A 16,268-nucleotide genomic window follows, 5' to 3' on the forward strand; every position below is an offset into this window, starting at 1 on the left:
AGCGCCCCTTCGGCTCCTCCCCCCCTCACCCCCCCCCCCCCCCCCCCGTGGCCCCCCCCCCCCCCCCCCCGGTACAGGTACGAGGAGGGGGCAGCGGGGACTCGAACCCCTCTCTCCGGGTTCGGCGGGCCGCCGCTCAGCCCATCTCCTCCAGCGCCTTGCCCTTCGTCTCCTTCACGAACTTCAGGACGAAGGGGATGGAGAGCGCGGCGAAGACCGTGTAGATCACATAGGTGACGGACAGGTTCCAGTCGGCCAGCGAGGGGAAGCTCGCGGTGATGACCCAGTTGGCGATCCACTGTGCGGCGGCGGCGACGCCCAGCGCGGCGGCGCGGATCCGGTTGGGGAACATCTCGCCGAGCATGACCCAGACGACCACGCCCCACGACAGTGCGAAGAAGAGGACGAAGACGTGCGCGGCGACCAGGGCGACCCAGCCCTGGGTGGCGGGCAGCCGGCCGTCGACGAGGTCGTAGGAGAAGGCCCAGGCCTCCAGCGCGAGGCCGATCACCATGCCGACGGAGCCGATGATCGCGAGCGGCCTGCGGCCGATGCGGTCGACGAAGATCATCGCGATGACGGTGCCGGCGATGTTGATGATCGATGTGGTGAAGGAGTAGAAGAACGAGGCCGTCGGGTCGACGCCGACCGACTGCCACAGCGTCGCCGAGTAGTAGAAGGCGACGTTGATGCCGACGAACTGCTGGAAGACGGACAGGCCGATACCGATCCAGACGATCGGCTTGAAGAAGAAGCTGCCGCCGAGCAGGTCCTTGAAGCCGGACTTCTCGTCGCGGCGCATCGCCGACTCGATCTCGGTGACGCGGGCGTCGAGGTCGGTGTCCTTGCCCTCGACCTCTTCGAGGATCTTCCGGGCACGCTCCTGCCGGCCGACGGAGATCAGGTAGCGCGGGGACTCGGGGATGGCGAAGGAGAGCAGGCCGTAGAGGACGGCCGGGACGACCATCACACCGAGCATGACCTGCCAGGCCTCAAGGCCCATGATCTCACCGCGCTGGTCGCCGTCGGCGGCGTTCAGGATGCCCCAGTTGACCAGCTGCGACACGGCGATGCCGATGACGATCGCGGCCTGCTGGAAGGAGCCGAGCCGGCCGCGGTAGGCGGGCGGGGCGACCTCGGCGATGTAGGCCGGGCCGATGACGGAGGCCATGCCGATGGCGAACCCGCCGACGATCCGCCAGAAGGCGAGGTCGTACAGCGAGAAGGGCAGCGCGGAGCCGAGGGCGCTGACCGTGAACAGGACGGCGGCGATCTGCATGCACCGGATGCGGCCGATGCGGTCGGCTATGCGGCCGGCGGTCGCGGCGCCGACCGCACAGCCGATCAGGGCGACGGCGATCACCTGGGCGAGCGCGGCGGAGCCGATGTCGTAGCGGTCTCGGACGGCCTCGACGGCGCCGTTGATCACGGAGCTGTCGTAGCCGAAGAGGAAACCACCCATGGCGGCCGCCGCCGCGATGAAGACGACGTGCCCGAGATGTTCGGGGTGAGCCGTCCTGGCTCCTGACGTCCGCGCCTGCGATGTGCTGGTCACATGTACTCCTCGGGCCACCGGCAGCATCGCCGGGTGGGGGGTCAGCCCTTCGAGGTCCAGCGGAAGGTACCTGAAGGTAAAAACAACACGGGAGAGACTATGCTTTCAATTCTTGAAATCAATAGGCGGTCTGCCGTGAGTTTTGAGGCGCGACACAGTGCCGAATGTTCATGACTTGAAGACTTTGGTCGCCCTACCGCAGACGCTGACTGATGACCTTGGACACGCCGTCGCCCTGCATGGAAACGCCGTACAGCGCGTCGGCGACCTCCATGGTGCGCTTCTGGTGCGTGATCACGATCAGCTGCGAGGCCTCCTGCAGCTCCTGCATGATCCGGATCAGCCGCTGGAGGTTGGTGTCGTCGAGCGCGGCCTCGACCTCGTCCATGACATAGAAGGGGCTGGGCCGCGCCTTGAAGATCGACACGAGCATCGCCACGGCGGTCAGCGACCGTTCGCCGCCCGAGAGCAGCGAGAGCCGCTTGACCTTCTTGCCGGGCGGACGGGCCTCGACGTCCACGCCCGTGGTGAGCATGTTGTCGGGGTCGGTCAGCACCAGCCGGCCCTCGCCGCCCGGGAACAGCCGGGAGAAGACGCCCTCGAACTCGCGCGCGGTGTCCCGGTAGGCCTCGGTGAAGACCTGCTCGACGCGTTCGTCGACCTCCCTGACCACCTGGAGCAGATCCGCGCGGGTCTTCTTCAGGTCCTCCAGCTGCTCGCTGAGGAACTGGTGGCGTTCCTCCAGCGCCGCGAACTCCTCCAGAGCGAGCGGGTTGACCTTGCCGAGCTGCTGGTACGCACGCTCGGCGGCTTTCAGGCGCTTTTCCTGCTCGGCCCGTACGAAGGGGCGGGGCCTGTTGCGCGGGTGCTCCGGATCGTCCGGCAGCTCTTCGCCCTCGGCGGGGGGCGAGGGCGGCACCGGCTGGTGCGGCCCGTACTCCGACACCAGCCCCGTCGGCTCGACACCCAGTTCCTCCAGCGCCTTGGTCTCCAGCTGCTCCATCCGCAACCGCTTCTCGGCTCCCAGTACCTCGCCCCGGTGAACTGAATCCGTCAACTTGTCGAGTTCCGCCTTGAGATCGCGTCCCTCGGTGCGGGCGCGGGCGAGTTCCTGCTCGCGGCGGGCCTTGGCGGCCTCGGCGGCGGTGCGCTCCCGGTCGGCGCGGGCGAGGGACACCTCGACGTGGGCGAGCAGCTGCCGGGAGCCGGAGGCGACGGCGCCGGCGACGGCGGCCTCGTGGCGCAGCCGGGCCCGGCGCCGTTCGGCCCGCGCGCGCGCCTCGCGCTCCGCGCGTGCGGCCCGGTCCAGGGAATCGGCCCGTCCGGCCAGCCCTTTGACCCGCTCCTCGTGCGTGCGGGCCTGGAGGCGGGCCTCCATCTCGGTCTGGCGGGCGTTGGCCCCGTCGGCGGCGAGCCGGTCGCGTACCGAACTGTCGGGCTCCTCCTCATACGGCATCTCCTCGGCGACCTCGAGCCGTTCGGCGAGTTCCTCGGCGTCGGTCAGCGCCTTGTCGAGAGCCTCCTGTGCCCGCGCCGCGGCGGCACCTGCCCGCTCTGCCTCGCCGGCCGCGCCGCGCGCCTGTCCGGCGAGCCGGCCGAGCTGCTGGGCGACGGAGGACTTCTCCCGCTCGGCGTCCCGGCGCCGCTCGCCGAGTTCCTCGACCTGGGCGGCGCATTCCCGGCGCCGCCCGGCCGCCGCCTCCTGTGCCTCGGCCAGTTCCTCGCACCGCACGGCCAGTTCCGCGAGCTCGGCGGCGGCCTCGTCCACGGACGCCTGTACCTCCAGCAGACTGGGGGCGCCGGCCGAACCGCCGTGGGCGAAGTGAGCGCCCAGCAGGTCGCCTTCGGCGGTGACGGCGGTGAGGTCGGGGTGGGCGCGGACGAGTTCCTCGGCGTCCTCCAGGGTGCCTACGACGACGATGCCTCTCAGGAGCCGTCGTACGGCCGGCATGACCTCGTCGGGTCCACTCACGAAACGCTCGGCCGGTTCGACGGCTGCGGGTCCGTGGTGGCCGGGCGCGCGGTTCACCGCGCCGCCCCGGGAGGGTGTTGTCCCGGTGGCGGGGTCGGAACCCGACACCAGTAGTGCTGCCCGGCCCGCGTCCTGTTTGCGCAGCAGCCGGATGGCGTCGGCCGCGGCGGACGGTGAGGTCACCGCGAGCGCGTCCGCCGCCGCGCCGAACGCGGCCGCGAGCGGTACCTCGTGGCCGGGCGTCACCGTCAAAAGTTCCGCTGCCGGGCCCAGCACCCCTGTGAGGCGGTCCCGCGCGCCCAGCAACGCGCCGGTGCCGTCCTTGCGGCGCAGGCCGAGGGCGAGGGTTTCGTGGCGGGCCCGGGTCGCGGCGCGCCTTCGTTCCGCCGCGGTGATGGCCTCGCGGGCGGCGGTGAGGGCGGTCTCGGCCTCGGCGAGGCGCTGCCTGGCCGCGTCGTGCCGCTCGGCGAGTTCGGCATCCCCCGCGTCGAGGCCGTCGACCTCGGCCCGGAGCGCCTCGTACTCCTCCTGCGCGGCGACGGCCCGCTCCTGTGCCTCGTCCCGCGCGGCGGCCAGTCGCTCGATCTCGGCCTGGGCCGCGGCGGCACGCGAACGGGCGGCGCCCACCTGTCCCTTGAGCCGGGCGAGCCCTTCACGCCGGTCGGCGATGGCCCGCGCGGCGTCCTTCAGGCGCCGTTCCTCCTCGGCGAGTGCCCGTTCCAGCTCCGCACGGTGGGCGACCGTGTCCTCCAGGGCGCGTTCGGCCGCCTCCAGGGCGGCCTCCAGTTCGGCCTCCTGCTCACGGATGCGGGCGGCCTCACGCTCCATGTCCTCGGGGTCCCGCCCGCGCCGCTCCTCGTCGGGCGAGGACATTGCGCTCTTCACGCGTGCGTCGGCCAGCGAGATGGTGCCGCGCACCCGCTCGGCCAGTTGGGAGAGCTCGTACCAGGTCTGCTGGGCGTTCTGCAGGCGCGGGCTGAGCCGGCGCACCTCGTCCTCGAGGAGAGCCTCGCGCTGGAGGGCCTTCCGCAGCTCGGCCTCGGCCGCCTCCCTGCGCTGTTTGAGGGCCGCCTCGTCGGCGATCTCCGCCTGGAGGGCCTCGCGCAGCCGTACGAGATCGTCGGCGAGCAGACGCAGCCGCGCGTCGCGCAGATCGGCCTGGATGACGGCGGCCCGCCGGGCGACGGCTGCCTGGCGGCCGAGCGGTTTGAGCTGTCGCCGGAGTTCGTCGGTGAGGTCCTGCACGCGGGCGAGATTGGCCTGCATCGCGTCCAGCTTCCGGAGCGCCTTCTCCTTGCGCTTGCGGTGCTTGAGGACGCCGGCCGCCTCCTCGATGAAGGCGCGGCGGCCCATGGGGTCGGCGTGCAGTACGGAGTCGAGCCGGCCCTGGCCGACGATGACGTGCATCTCACGGCCGATGCCGGAGTCGGAGAGCAGTTCCTGGATGTCGAGGAGGCGGCAGGTGTCGCCGTTGATCTGGTATTCGCTGCCGCCGTTGCGGAACATGATCCGCGTGATGGTGACCTCGGCGTACTCGATGGGGAGGGCCCCGTCGGAGTTGTCGATGGTCAGCGACACCTCGGCGCGGCCCAGCGGCGGGCGGCCGGTGGTGCCGGCGAAGATGACGTCCTCCATCTTGCCGCCGCGCAGCGACTTGGCGCCCTGCTCGCCCATGACCCAGCTGAGCGCGTCCACGACATTGGACTTGCCGGAGCCGTTCGGGCCGACGACGCACGTGATCCCCGGCTCGAACCGGAGCGTGGTCGCGGAGGCGAACGACTTGAAGCCGCGGAGGGTCAGGGCCTTGAGGTGCACGCCGCCGGACTCTACCCGCCGGGCATGTCTCACTCCATGAACGCACGGTTTCGCGGGTGAACGCGCAGGGCACACCAGACGTTGAAGACGGTGAAAGGATGCGCGGGACAACGAGCACTGGGCGCCGTGCGCGGGGGTGCGGGCGCTGGCGCGAGGGCACGGAGCCGAGAAAGAAAGAAGGGACGCCGAGGCGTCCCTTGCCATTCTGACTGCTTGGCGGTGGTGACGGGCAGGCCCGACCACTGCTCTTGCTGTGGGTGGAGCGGTGCAGTGATCAGGTGAGCGCAGGCTCCGCCTGGTGTGCGTCAACGCTCTCCATGATCCTGTCGTGAGAAGCGGCAGCCGCCAGCGCGTCGTTCTCCGCCTGGATCCGTACGAGCTCGGATTCCAGGTCCTGGACGCGCTGCTGGAGCCGTCGCATCTCGGCGAGGAGTCGAGGGTCGGAGCCGCCGACGTAACCGAGAAGCGCCTTTGCCATGATGGATGGTCCTCCACAATGAGTGACCGACCGATGCGGTGTGGGTCGTGAGGGATTTAGCACCCGCGATGCTTGGCAGGACTGGAGTTGTGCTGCCGTTCAGCCATGCCAAACAGCTAAGGTGCGCGGGGCTTTCAGCGTCTCACCAAAAAGTTTGAGGGTCAACACGATCACGCCCCGTATTGGCGGACAACCGGGTGCGCACGGCCGGGAAGCGGCGGCGTCGCGACTCTCGCGGGTCCTCGGGACGTGGCGATCATCTTGGCGGTCGACGCTTCCCATGGCAAGCCGTTCTCCGCAATCACCAGGACGTTCTCGTCGACGGGGGCCGGTTTCGCGGGCCCGCCGGACCCCGTGGGCCGGCTTCCGGCGGACCGCGTCAGCGGATGGCGAAGCCGTCGTATCCGCCGCGCGGTGTGTCCCAGATCTCGGTGACTCCGTCCACGCGCCCGGGTGTGTCGCCGGCCTGGAGCCAGTCGAGCAGCCCCTCGCAGCGTTCACGGGAGCCCTCGGCCACCACCTGGACCCTGCCGTCGTCCAGGTTGAGGGCAAAACCACTCAGGTCGCCGATCTCCAGAGCCTTGGCCCGGGTGAACCATCGGAAACCCACACCTTGGACACGCCCTCGCACCCAGGCAACCAGTCGCACATCCTCGCTCATGGCCGCAACCTAACCGGACAAAGTCACACCGGGCACTCCGCCCTCTGGTGTCATGCGGTACCGTCCCGACCCATGAATCTCATATGAAACTCACTCGTTGGTGTGAGTTTTGTGATCATCGAGTTTCGAGCTGGTCGCGAGGGACGAGGCGACCGCGAGGACGAGGAAGGCCAGGACATGGGACGCCACCGACGCTCCGCCGCCGGCCGCGCCGCCACGGGCCGCGCCACCGGAGCCACTCACCACGACGGCCCCTACGAGGGTGGCCCGGACACCCTGAGCGACCCGACGGACGGCCCACCCACGATGGGGACGGCGCCGTACCTGAACCCGGAGGCCTACGCCGAGACGTACGCGAGGAGTGAGGCCTACCTCTACGCGACGACGGACGAGCACGTCGGGTACTCCGCCGGCACCGACTTCACCCGCGGCGGCTTCCCGGGCAGCAGCGTCTCGACGGGTCAGGACCGGCCCGGTCACGCCTTCGCCGGTGACGGTTTCCCGGACGACGGCTTCGCCACCCGCGTCAGCTTCGCCGCCCGCGACGATTTCGCCGCCCGCAACGATTTCGCGTTCCCCGACGGCTTCGCCACCGACGAGGCCGGACGGCCCGCGGGCGGACACCGGCGACGGAAGAAGAAGGCCGCGACACCGGTGCGCACCGGCCTGCTCGGGGTCTCCGCCGCCGTGGCCATCGGCACGGTCGCGGTGGCCACCGGCGCGGTACCCGGCCTGGAGAACTACAAGCTCGGCGGTGACAGCACCTCCGGCGAGGCGGTGCAGGCCGGAGACGTGGCGACCAGCCAGCCCACCGAGCAGGGCGGCACGTCCGGCACCGCGGAGTCCCCCGGCAGGGACGCGGGCACCCCGGCGAGCCGTGACGCCGAGCGCTCCGCCTCGCCCAGCCCTTCCGCACCTCCCTCCGCGTCGACCGCGCCGGCGAAGACCCCGGACGAGAAGGCGAAGCCGGAGGAGAAGAAGCCCGCGGCCACCCCGGAGAAGACCGGGGAGAAGGCGCCGTCCCGCAAGGCCACGCCGGAGCCGGAGAAGAAGACGGGCAACAAGGGCCCCGTGTCCGCGGAGGCCGCCGCCGGCACCGAGGTGCTCCGGCTGGTCAACGCGGAGCGGGCCAAGGTGGGCTGCAGCCCGGTCACCGCGAACAGCGCACTGACCGATCTGGCCACGGCGTTCAGCGACGACATGGCCAAACGCGGCTTCTTCGACCACACGGACCCCGACGGCGACACCCCGTGGGACCGGGCCAGGACGGCCGGCGTCAGCGGCCTCGGCGGCGAGAACATAGCCCGGGGCCAGGCCGACGCGGAGGCCGTGATGCAGGCATGGATGGACAGCCCCGGCCACAAGGCGAACATACTGAACTGCGACTTCAAGACACTCGGTGTCGGCGTCCACATGGGTCCGGGCGGCCCGTGGTGGACCCAGAACTTCGGCTACTGAGACAACCGCGGGTCAGAGACCTGATCCTGTCCCCGGGCCGTCTCCGGGCCGTCTTCCGCAGGACCCTCGTCCTGAAAGACGCGATCCACGGCGGCCCGGGTCCGGGTCTCACTGGACGGCGTCAGGTACGTGTACGTCCGCAGGGTGAAGCCGGGGTCATGGTGGCCCACGTATTCGCTCAGAGCCTTGGTGCCCTCCCCGTTCGGGCCTGAGGCGAACCGAGCGCCACGCTAACTGTGGGTTAGCGCAATCTGTCAGTGGGCGCTGTTCTGAAGTAGCCTGGTAGGTATGACGACCACGAAGCCGCGTTCGGAGGGGCAGGAGCTCCCCTTCAACGTGTTCGCCAAGGCGTGTCCGTCGCGCGGCACGCTGGAGCATGTGACCGGGCGGTGGGGCGGGCTGACGCTGGGCGCGCTGTACGAGGGCTCTCTGCGGTTCAACGAGCTGCGGCGGCGGGTCGACGGTGTGAGCGAGAAGATGCTGTCCCAGACGCTGCACGCGCTGGAGCGCGATGGTCTGGTGTACCGGGAGGCCCAGCCCACGAATCCGCCCCGCGTGGATTACGAACTGACCCCGCTGGGCCGCGAGGTGGCGGAGCGTCTGCTGTCCCTCATCCGGTACGTCGAGGGCAGCATGGACACCGTGCTGCGGGCCCGCGAGCGCTACGACGAGGCGCGCGGCGCCCGCTGACACCTCGGGCAGAAGTAGCTGGACCGGTTCATCCATGCCCGCCGGCGCATCGGTGTACCGCAGCGACGGCAGGGCAGCCCTGCGCGGCCGTAGGCGTCCAGGGAGCGGTCGAAGTAGCCGGACTCGCCGTTGACGTTGACGTAGAGGCTGTCGAAGCTGGTGCCTCCCGCGGTGAGGGCCGCGTTCATGACGTCCCGGACGTGTCCCAGGAGGAGCAGGGTGCGCGGGAGGGTGAAGCCGGCCGTCGGGCGTTCGTAGTGGATGCGGGCGCGCCACAGCGCCTCGTCGGCGTAGATGTTGCCGACGCCGCTGATCAGCGACTGGTCGAGCAGGGCACGCTTGATGGTGGTCCGCTTGCGGCGCAGGGCCCGGTGGAAGGCCTCGTCGTCGAACAGCGGGTCGAGGGGGTCGCGGGCGATGTGGGCGATGACGTCGGGCAGGCCGTCGGGGGTGTTGTCGTGCAGCGACAGTCCGCCGAAGGTGCGCTGGTCGACGAACCGGAGTTCGGTGTCCAGGGTGTCGCTGAAGCGGACGCGGACACGGAGGTGTTTCTCGTCCGGCGCCACGTGCGGCTGGACCAGCAGCTGTCCGCTCATGCCGAGGTGGGCCAGCACGGATTGGCCGGTGTCCTCCAGGGGCAGCCAGAGGTACTTGCCGCGGCGGCTGGGCAGGCCGATGCGGTTGCCCTCGAGCCGGTGTGCGAAGTCCTCCCCGCCGGCGGTATGGCGTCGCACCGCGCGCGGGTGCAGCACCTCGGCCTCGGCGACCGTCCGGTGGGCGACCCACCGCTCGAGTCCGCGCCGCACGACCTCGACCTCGGGCAGCTCGGGCATGGTCTCCCTCCATGAACCGGAGTGTCCCGGTGTTTCAGAGCCTGTCCACAACGCCTCCCGGACTGCCGGAAGGGCGTGGGCGGTGCCCCGTCCGCCTGCTCATCGACGGACGGCTTCCCCGCGCTCGACTGTGCTCGCGCGGGAGGCCGCCCTTTTACGGGGGATACCCTTCTCCGCGCCCACCCGAGCCGGTTCGGTGACGCCGACGAGCGTTCCGGGGCCCGGTCCGCCGGGCGGGCTTCGGCGCCGAGCGCCCGTCCCCGGACGGGGGCGGGCGCTCGGATCGCACTGTCGTCAGGCGGAGGCCGACGGGGCGTCGGCGTTCTCGCTGCCGGAGGCTTCGGCTTCGGCGGCCTGGACGGCCTCTTCGGCCTCCGCCGCCGCCTTGGCCCGCTCGTCCGCCGCGGCCCTGATGGACCGCCACGCGGACTCGGCGGCCTGCTGCTCCGCCTCCTTCTTGCTGCGGCCGGTGCCGGTGCCGTACGAGACGCCTCCGACGCGGGCGGCAGCAGTGAAGGTCTTCTCATGATCCGGCCCGGTCTCCGTGACCAGGTACTCGGGCACACCGAGCCCTTCGGTCGCGGTGAGCTCCTGGAGACTGGTCTTCCAGTCCAGGCCGGCACCGAGGTTCGACGACTTCTCGATCAGGGGGTCGAACAGGCGGTGCACCAGCTCCGCCGCCGAGTCCAGGCCCCTGTCGAGATAGACGGCGCCGATCACCGCTTCCAGGGTGTCGGCGAGGATGGATGCCTTGTCCCGGCCTCCCGTGCCCTCTTCACCGCGGCCGAGCCGGATGAAGGAGCCCAGTTCGAGCCCGCGGCCCACTTCCGCAAGCGCACGCGAGTTGACCACCGCGGCCCGCAGCTTGGCCAGCTGGCCTTCGGGCAGATCGGGGTGGATGCGGTACAGCGTGTCCGTGACGACGAGACCGAGCACGGAGTCCCCGAGGAACTCCAGTCGCTCGTTCGTCGGCAGACCGCCGTTCTCGTACGCGTACGAACGGTGGGTCAGCGCTCGCACCAGAAGGGCGGACTCGACGTGGTAGCCGAGCCGCCCTTCCAGAAGCGTGTGGGACGAGGCCTGGTTGTCCGCAGAGTTCTTCTTCGGCGTAGACACAGTGCCTCTCACCAGCCGCTCAGACCTCGAGGACCTGGCGCTTGTTGTAAGTGCCGCAAGACGGGCACGCGATGTGCTGCTGCTTGGGCTCGTGGCAGCGCTCACACGCAACCAGGGTGGGGACCGCAGCCTTCCACTGCGACCGGCGGTGGCGCGTGTTGCTGCGCGACATCTTCCGCTTCGGAACAGCCACGGCTACTTCTCCTGCTTCTCGTCGACGCCCGGTTCGGCGCCGCTCATCTCGTCCTTCTCGCCGTCCGTCATGGTGTCGGCGAGTCCCTGCAGTGCCGCCCAACGGATGTCGACGGCATCATGGTGGTGGTCCGGGTCGTCAGCGAGCCGTGCTCCGCACTCGGAACACAGACCCGGGCAGTCTTCCTGGCACACCGGCTGCATCGGCAGTGCGAGCACCACCGCATCACGCAGCACCGGCTCGAGGTCGAACAGGCCGTCCTCGAGAAAGAGCCTGTCCTCGTCGTCCTCGGCGTCGTCGCCCGGTTCCGCGATCACACGGCCCCGGTCGTCGGCGTCAGGGTACGAGAACATCTCCTGGAAGTCCGCTTCGAGCTCCTGCTCCAGCGGCTCCAGACACCTTACGCACTCCCCCCCGGCCTTGGCACGGGCGGTGCCTGTGACGAGCACACCTTCCATGACCGACTCGAGCCGGAGTTCGAGCTCCACCGGGGCGCCCTCCGGCACTCCGATGACCCCTGCGATACCGAAATCCCCGGGGGCGTCGACCGTACGGTTCAGGCGCTGCAGCGCACCAGGCCGCCGCCCCAGCTCGTGTGTGTCGAACACGAGGGCGTTGCGGTGGTCGAGGCGGGCGTTCAGGGCCATTCCTGCTTTCGGTCTTCGAGTTCAGGGGTTTCGCTGCCGTACGGATTTCCCGGGCAGCCCGGATCGCGGGCGTATACACAGACAGCGCAAGCGCACACGCGACCGAAGAGCCAGGATACTGGACCTTTCGCTCACGTCCCAATCCGCCCCTACAGGCCTCGCTCGCGTTCGTAGGCGCGCAGCTGTTCGGGCGTGATCATGCTGGTGTCGAAGAGGCTGGCCTCGTCCAGGGCATAGCCCTGCTGATCCTGCTGGGCCTGCTGGGCCTGCTGCGGCTGGTTCGGGTCGTAGGCCGCCTGTTGGCCGCCGTCGTAGCCCTGGTACGCGGCGTACGGGTCGGCCTGCTGGGCGGGGGCACCTCCCACCGGAGCGTAGCCGGAGGTGGCGGGGTACTCGTCCTGCTGGCCGCCGTACTGCTGCTGGTAGCCGTAGGCGGGCTCCGGCTGCTGCTGGTAGCCGTAGGCGGGCTCCGGCTGGGCGTACGGCTGCTGGGGCTGCCGCTGCGGCGGCTCGGGCTGCTGGGCCGGGGTGCCCTGGTCGGTGGCCGAGGCGAGGCCGGCGAGGTAGTCGGCGTCGCTGGAGTGCTGGACGGACGTGAGGTCGTCGGCGAGGGCGCCGAGGTCGTCGGAGGCGATCCGTCCGTGCAGCTTCTGCCGGCCCCGGCCGACCGCGTCCAGGGTCTTGGCGAGAACCGCCTCGAAGGCGCCGAGCTTGACGTCGACGTACTCGTCGGCGCTGCGGCGCAGGGTCTCGGGGTCGTGGCTGCGCTCGGGAGCGTCCTCGTCCTCGTAGCCGTGTTCGTCGAGACCCGGGCCGGTGCCGAGCAGCTTCTCGCGGCCGCGGCCGACGGAGCCGAGGGTCTTGGTGAGGACGACCTCGAAGTTGGCGAGCTTGGAGTCGACGTAGTCGTCGGCCTCCACGCGGACCTCCTCCGCCTCCTTGCGGGCCTCGGCGAGGATCCGGTCCGCCTCGGACTGCGAGCGGCGGGCGACCTCGGTGTCGGCGATCAGGGAGCCGCGCTGGGCGTGGGCGCTCTCGATGATCCGCTCGGCCTCCTGGCGGGCCTGCTCGACCATCTGCTCCCGGCCGCCGATCAATTCCTGGGCCTGGGCGAGGGAGTCGGGCAGTGCCGCGCGCACCTCGTCGAGCATCGAGAGCAGTTCGGCGCGGTTGACCACGCACGAGGCCGACATGGGCATCGACCGGGCACTGGAGACCGCGGCGACGATCTCGTCGAGCTTCTTCTGCACGTCCACCGTGTGCTCGCCACTCTCTACAGCTGTGTTGGAGACGGACGGAACGACTGTACGACCCTGGGGCGACCGGTGGACACCGGCCGGTCGAAGGCCCGCGGCGCGCGCGCCGTGTCAGTCCCCCCGCAGGCGCTCGGTGAGGGCGCTCAGGACCTCGGGCGGCACCAGGTGGGCCACGTCGCCGCCCCAGGCCGCGACCTCCTTGACGAGCGAGGAGGACAGGAAGCTGTAGGTGGGGTTGGTGGGGACGAAGAGGGTCTCCACACCCGACAGCCCGTTGTTCATCTGGGCCATCTGCAGCTCGTAGTCGAAGTCGCTGACCGCGCGCAGGCCCTTGACGATGGCGGGGATCTCGCGCTGCTTGCAGAAGTCGACAAGCAGACCGTGGAAGGCCTCGACACGGACGTTGCCGTACTCGGCGGTGACCCGGCGGATCAGGTCGATCCGCTCCTCGATCTCGAACAGCCCTTTCTTGGACTGGTTGATCATCACCGCGACATAGACCTCGTCGTACAGCCGGGAAGCCCGGGCGATGATGTCGAGGTGTCCGTTGGTGATCGGGTCGAACGACCCGGGGCATACGGCGCGGCGCACTGCTGATCCCTCGCTCTCCGGTCCGGTCATCGTGCGTCTTCGCACGTAGAGGCGGCGCGACCGTACCAAAAGGTTCCCTCGCCGTAGCGACGGGCCCGGATCGCCTCGAAGCCCGGCGGCCAGCCGAATTCTCCGCCTCTGGTGCTGCGCTCCACAGTGACCAGGGCATCTTCGGTGAGCCAGGCCCTCGAACGGAGTGTGAGCAGAATCTCGCGAAGATCGTCGTCCGAGACGGCGTAGGGCGGGTCGAGGAAGACCATGTCGTACGGCTCCCGCGGTGGCTCCCCGCGGATGATCTGTCCCGCTTTGCCGGATCTGACCTCGGCACCGGGGAGCCGGAGCGACGCCACGTTCTCCCGGACCGTGCGGACGGCCCGGGCGTCGGCCTCGACGAGCAGGACGTGTCCGGCGCCGCGGGACAGGGCCTCCAGGCCGACGGCGCCGGAACCGGCGTACAGATCGAGGACGCGTTCGCCGTCCAGTGGGCCGCCGAGCAGCGACTGCCAGGTGGAGAAGAGGCCTTCGCGCGCCCGGTCGGAGGTCGGGCGCGTGCCCTGGCCGGGCGGCACGGCCAGGCGGCGTCCGCCGGCCGCGCCGGCGATCACGCGAGTCATGTTCCTCGGTCCTTGTCCGTGTGTGTTGCTGGTCGGGGTGCGTGCTGGAGGTGGCCGTTTCCCAGTCTGTCAGCCCTTCTCCAGGTACTGCTCCCGCTCCTCGTCCAGCAGCGCCTCCAGGGCCGTGCGCAGGGCGGGCAGGTTCGTCAGGTCGGGGTCGGCGGCGACGATCTTCGTGGCCTCCTCGCGTGCCTCGGCGATGATCTCCTCGTCGTCGATGACGGCGAGCATGCGCAGGCTGGAACGGGTGCCGGACTGGGCCTGGCCCAGCACATCACCCTCGCGGCGCTGCTCCAGGTCGATACGGGAGAGCTCGAAACCGTCGAGGGTCGAGGCGACGGCGCCCAGGCGCTGCCGGGCGGCGCTCGCCGCGGGCATCTCGGTGACCAGCAGACACAGGCCCGGCGCCGAGCCACGGCCGACGCGGCCGCGCAACTGGTGGAGCTGGGAGACGCCGAAGCGGTCGGCGTCCATGATCACCATCGCGGTGGCGTTCGGCACGTTGACCCCGACCTCGATGACGGTCGTGGCGACCAGGACGTCCGCCTCCCCGGCTGCGAAGCGGCGCATGACGGAGTCCTTGTCGTCGGGCTGCATGCGCCCGTGCAGGACCTCGACTCGCAGCCCCTGCAGGGGCCCTTTCGCGAGCTGTTCCGCAATGTCCAGGACGGCGAGCGGCGGCCGCTTCTCGGCTTCGTCCTCGGGTGACTTCTTCGCGGCCCCTTTGGGCCCTTCCTCCTCGTCTCCGATACGGGGGCAGACCACGTACGCCTGATGGCCGTTCGACACTTCCTCACGCACCCGCTCCCAGGCGCGGGTGAGGAAGTGCGGCTTGTCGGCGGCCGGGACGACATGGGTGGCGATCGGCGAACGGCCCGCCGGGAGCTGGTCGAGGACGGAGGTCTCCAGGTCGCCGAAGACCGTCATCGCGACCGTGCGCGGAATGGGTGTGGCGGTCATGACCAGCAGATGCGGGGGCTGTGTGCCCTTGCCGCGCAGGGCGTCGCGCTGTTCCACGCCGAAGCGGTGCTGCTCGTCGACCACGACCAGGCCCAGATCGTGGAACTGCACCTTGTCCTCGATCAGCGCATGGGTGCCGATGACGAGGCCGGCCTCCGCGGTGGCCAGGTCGAGCAGGGCCCGGCGCCGCGCCGCCGCGCCCATGGAACCGGTGAGCAGCACCACCTTGGTGGCGTTCTCCGCTCCCCCGAGCATGCCTCCCTCGGCCAGCTCGCCCATCATCTCGGTGACCGACCGGTGGTGCTGCTGGGCGAGCACCTCGGTGGGTGCGAGCATCGCCGCCTGCCCGCCCGCGTCGACGACGGCGAGCATGGCTCGCAGGGCGACCAGTGTCTTGCCCGAGCCCACCTCGCCCTGGAGGAGGCGGTGCATGGGGTGCTCGGTGGCGAGGTCGGCGAAGATCTCGGCGGAGACCTTCCGCTGCCCCTCGGTGAGGGTGAAGGGGAGCCGTGCGTCGAAGGCGGTGAGGAGGCCGTCGGGCTTCGGGCGCCGGGCGAGGGCGGGAAGCTGCGCGTCGGCGTGGCGGCGGCGGGCGAGGGCGGTCTGCAGGACGAAGGCCTCGTCCCATTTGAGCCGGGCGCGGGCGTCCTCGATGTCCGCCTTGGTGTGCGGGCGGTGGATCTTCAGCAGCGCCTCGGGGAACGGGATCAGTCCGCGGCCCGCGCGCAGGGAGTCCGGGAGCGGGTCCAGGGCTTCCTGGGCGCTCGGCAGCACCGTCTGAAGGGCCTTGCCGATCTTCCACGACTCCAGCTTGGCGGTCGCGGGATAGATCGGGATGAGGGCACCCGCCCAGGTCTCCACCGTGTCCTCGGTGTCACTGCGCAGCAACTCGTAGGCCGGGTGAGCTAGTTGGAGGCGGCGGTTGAAGACGGAGACCTTGCCGGCGAACATCGCGCGGGTGCCCGGCAGGAGTTCCTTGTGCGGTTTGTGGACACCGGCGCCGAAGAAGACCAGTTGCAGCCGGCCACTGCCGTCCGTGATGGTCACCTCCAGGCGCTGGCCCTTGCCGCGCGGGGCCTTGGCGGAGGCGAAGGCGTGCAGACGGGCGTCGGCGACCTGGGCGACCACGGTGACGTGCTCGTCCATGGGGAGGTCGGCGAGGTGGGTGAGCTGGCCGCGCTCCTCGTACCGGCGGGGGTAGTGGTGGAGGAGGTCACCGACGGTGTTCAGGCCGAGATGCTCGGCCATCACCTTCGCGGTGGCGGGGCCGAGCACCTTCTTCAGGGGTTCTTCCAGTGCGGGCACGAGATCCATTGCACACCACGGCACTGACAATGCGTGACCGCGGGACGCGGCTTCGGGTCACCTGTCGGGTCATTCCTGGTCAGACGGGTGGGAGAGGTTCATGGACGGCGCGCTCCGGCGTCCC

General features: G+C 70.4%; 14 protein-coding genes. 2 read left to right on the forward strand and 12 right to left on the reverse strand.

Annotated elements, in window-relative coordinates; translation table 11 throughout:
* Positions 1-136: 136 nt before the first annotated feature.
* The 4 genes from ACZ5C2_RS20105 to ACZ5C2_RS20120 all read right to left on the reverse strand — a co-directional run bounded on the left by ACZ5C2_RS20105 (position 137) and on the right by ACZ5C2_RS20120 (position 6,481).
* Positions 137-1,555 carry a sugar porter family MFS transporter gene (locus ACZ5C2_RS20105; protein ID WP_468792785.1) on the reverse strand — a complete coding sequence of 473 codons (1,419 nt, stop codon included), beginning with the start codon at positions 1,553-1,555 and terminating at the stop codon, positions 137-139.
* Between the two features lie 193 nt (positions 1,556-1,748).
* Entirely contained in the window at positions 1,749-5,342 is a 3,594-nt protein-coding gene (gene smc / locus ACZ5C2_RS20110; RefSeq protein ID WP_468792788.1) for a chromosome segregation protein SMC, read from the reverse strand.
* A 274-nt stretch (positions 5,343-5,616) separates the two neighbouring features.
* On the reverse strand, positions 5,617-5,820 hold the full coding sequence (locus ACZ5C2_RS20115) for a hypothetical protein (RefSeq protein ID WP_029384211.1): 204 nt from the start codon (positions 5,818-5,820) through the stop codon (positions 5,617-5,619).
* 379 nt (positions 5,821-6,199) lie between these two features.
* Complete coding sequence (locus ACZ5C2_RS20120) at positions 6,200-6,481, reverse strand: acylphosphatase (protein WP_468792791.1); 282 nt, start codon at positions 6,479-6,481, stop codon at positions 6,200-6,202.
* A gap of 177 nt (positions 6,482-6,658) precedes the next feature.
* Here ACZ5C2_RS20120 and ACZ5C2_RS20125 point away from each other — a divergent pair, with 177 nt between their 5' ends.
* Complete coding sequence (locus ACZ5C2_RS20125; protein ID WP_468792794.1) at positions 6,659-7,939, forward strand: CAP domain-containing protein; 1,281 nt, start codon at positions 6,659-6,661, stop codon at positions 7,937-7,939.
* A gap of 288 nt (positions 7,940-8,227) precedes the next feature.
* Positions 8,228-8,629 (forward strand): winged helix-turn-helix transcriptional regulator, encoded by a 402-nt coding sequence (locus ACZ5C2_RS20130; RefSeq protein ID WP_468792796.1) that lies wholly within the window; start codon positions 8,228-8,230, stop codon positions 8,627-8,629.
* Here ACZ5C2_RS20130 and mutM read toward each other — a convergent pair.
* The 8 genes from mutM to recG all read right to left on the reverse strand — a co-directional run bounded on the left by mutM (position 8,602) and on the right by recG (position 16,153).
* Positions 8,602-9,462, reverse strand: a complete 861-nt coding sequence (gene mutM, locus ACZ5C2_RS20135) for a bifunctional DNA-formamidopyrimidine glycosylase/DNA-(apurinic or apyrimidinic site) lyase (protein ID WP_468792799.1) — start codon at positions 9,460-9,462, stop codon at positions 8,602-8,604. The genes ACZ5C2_RS20130 and mutM overlap by 28 nt on opposite strands.
* 294 nt (positions 9,463-9,756) lie before the next feature.
* Positions 9,757-10,578 carry a ribonuclease III gene (rnc, locus tag ACZ5C2_RS20140; protein WP_468792801.1) on the reverse strand — a complete coding sequence of 274 codons (822 nt, stop codon included), beginning with the start codon at positions 10,576-10,578 and terminating at the stop codon, positions 9,757-9,759.
* A 19-nt stretch (positions 10,579-10,597) separates the two neighbouring features.
* Positions 10,598-10,771: a 50S ribosomal protein L32 gene (gene rpmF / locus ACZ5C2_RS20145; protein ID WP_003951102.1), complete on the reverse strand. Its 174-nt coding sequence runs from the start codon at positions 10,769-10,771 to the stop codon at positions 10,598-10,600.
* Positions 10,772-10,773: 2 nt separating this feature from the next.
* Positions 10,774-11,418: a YceD family protein gene (locus ACZ5C2_RS20150; RefSeq protein ID WP_468792804.1), complete on the reverse strand. Its 645-nt coding sequence runs from the start codon at positions 11,416-11,418 to the stop codon at positions 10,774-10,776.
* 149 nt (positions 11,419-11,567) lie between these two features.
* Positions 11,568-12,674 (reverse strand): ATP synthase F0 subunit B, encoded by a 1,107-nt coding sequence (locus ACZ5C2_RS20155; protein ID WP_468792806.1) that lies wholly within the window; start codon positions 12,672-12,674, stop codon positions 11,568-11,570.
* Positions 12,675-12,785: 111 nt separating this feature from the next.
* Positions 12,786-13,265 carry a pantetheine-phosphate adenylyltransferase gene (coaD, locus tag ACZ5C2_RS20160; RefSeq protein ID WP_030216588.1) on the reverse strand — a complete coding sequence of 160 codons (480 nt, stop codon included), beginning with the start codon at positions 13,263-13,265 and terminating at the stop codon, positions 12,786-12,788.
* 26 nt (positions 13,266-13,291) lie between these two features.
* Entirely contained in the window at positions 13,292-13,879 is a 588-nt protein-coding gene (gene rsmD / locus ACZ5C2_RS20165) for a 16S rRNA (guanine(966)-N(2))-methyltransferase RsmD (protein WP_468792809.1), read from the reverse strand.
* 69 nt (positions 13,880-13,948) lie between these two features.
* Entirely contained in the window at positions 13,949-16,153 is a 2,205-nt protein-coding gene (gene recG, locus ACZ5C2_RS20170) for an ATP-dependent DNA helicase RecG (protein ID WP_468792811.1), read from the reverse strand.
* Positions 16,154-16,268 lie beyond the last annotated feature (115 nt).

This window comes from Streptomyces sp. NPDC031365 (assembly GCF_055569765.1).

What these genes read in the sequence shown, in the direction of transcription:
- ACZ5C2_RS20115 (WP_029384211.1), bottom strand. Translation starts at nt 5,820, where the DNA reads ATGGCAAAGGCGCTTCTCGGTTACGTCGGCGGCTCCGACCCTCGACTC.
- ACZ5C2_RS20120 (WP_468792791.1), bottom strand. Translation starts at nt 6,481, where the DNA reads ATGAGCGAGGATGTGCGACTGGTTGCCTGGGTGCGAGGGCGTGTCCAA.
- ACZ5C2_RS20125 (WP_468792794.1), top strand. Translation starts at nt 6,659, where the DNA reads ATGGGACGCCACCGACGCTCCGCCGCCGGCCGCGCCGCCACGGGCCGC.
- ACZ5C2_RS20130 (WP_468792796.1), top strand. Translation starts at nt 8,228, where the DNA reads ATGACGACCACGAAGCCGCGTTCGGAGGGGCAGGAGCTCCCCTTCAAC.
- mutM (WP_468792799.1), bottom strand. Translation starts at nt 9,462, where the DNA reads ATGCCCGAGCTGCCCGAGGTCGAGGTCGTGCGGCGCGGACTCGAGCGG.
- ACZ5C2_RS20150 (WP_468792804.1), bottom strand. Translation starts at nt 11,418, where the DNA reads ATGGCCCTGAACGCCCGCCTCGACCACCGCAACGCCCTCGTGTTCGAC.
- rsmD (WP_468792809.1), bottom strand. Translation starts at nt 13,879, where the DNA reads ATGACTCGCGTGATCGCCGGCGCGGCCGGCGGACGCCGCCTGGCCGTG.
- recG (WP_468792811.1), bottom strand. Translation starts at nt 16,153, where the DNA reads ATGGATCTCGTGCCCGCACTGGAAGAACCCCTGAAGAAGGTGCTCGGC.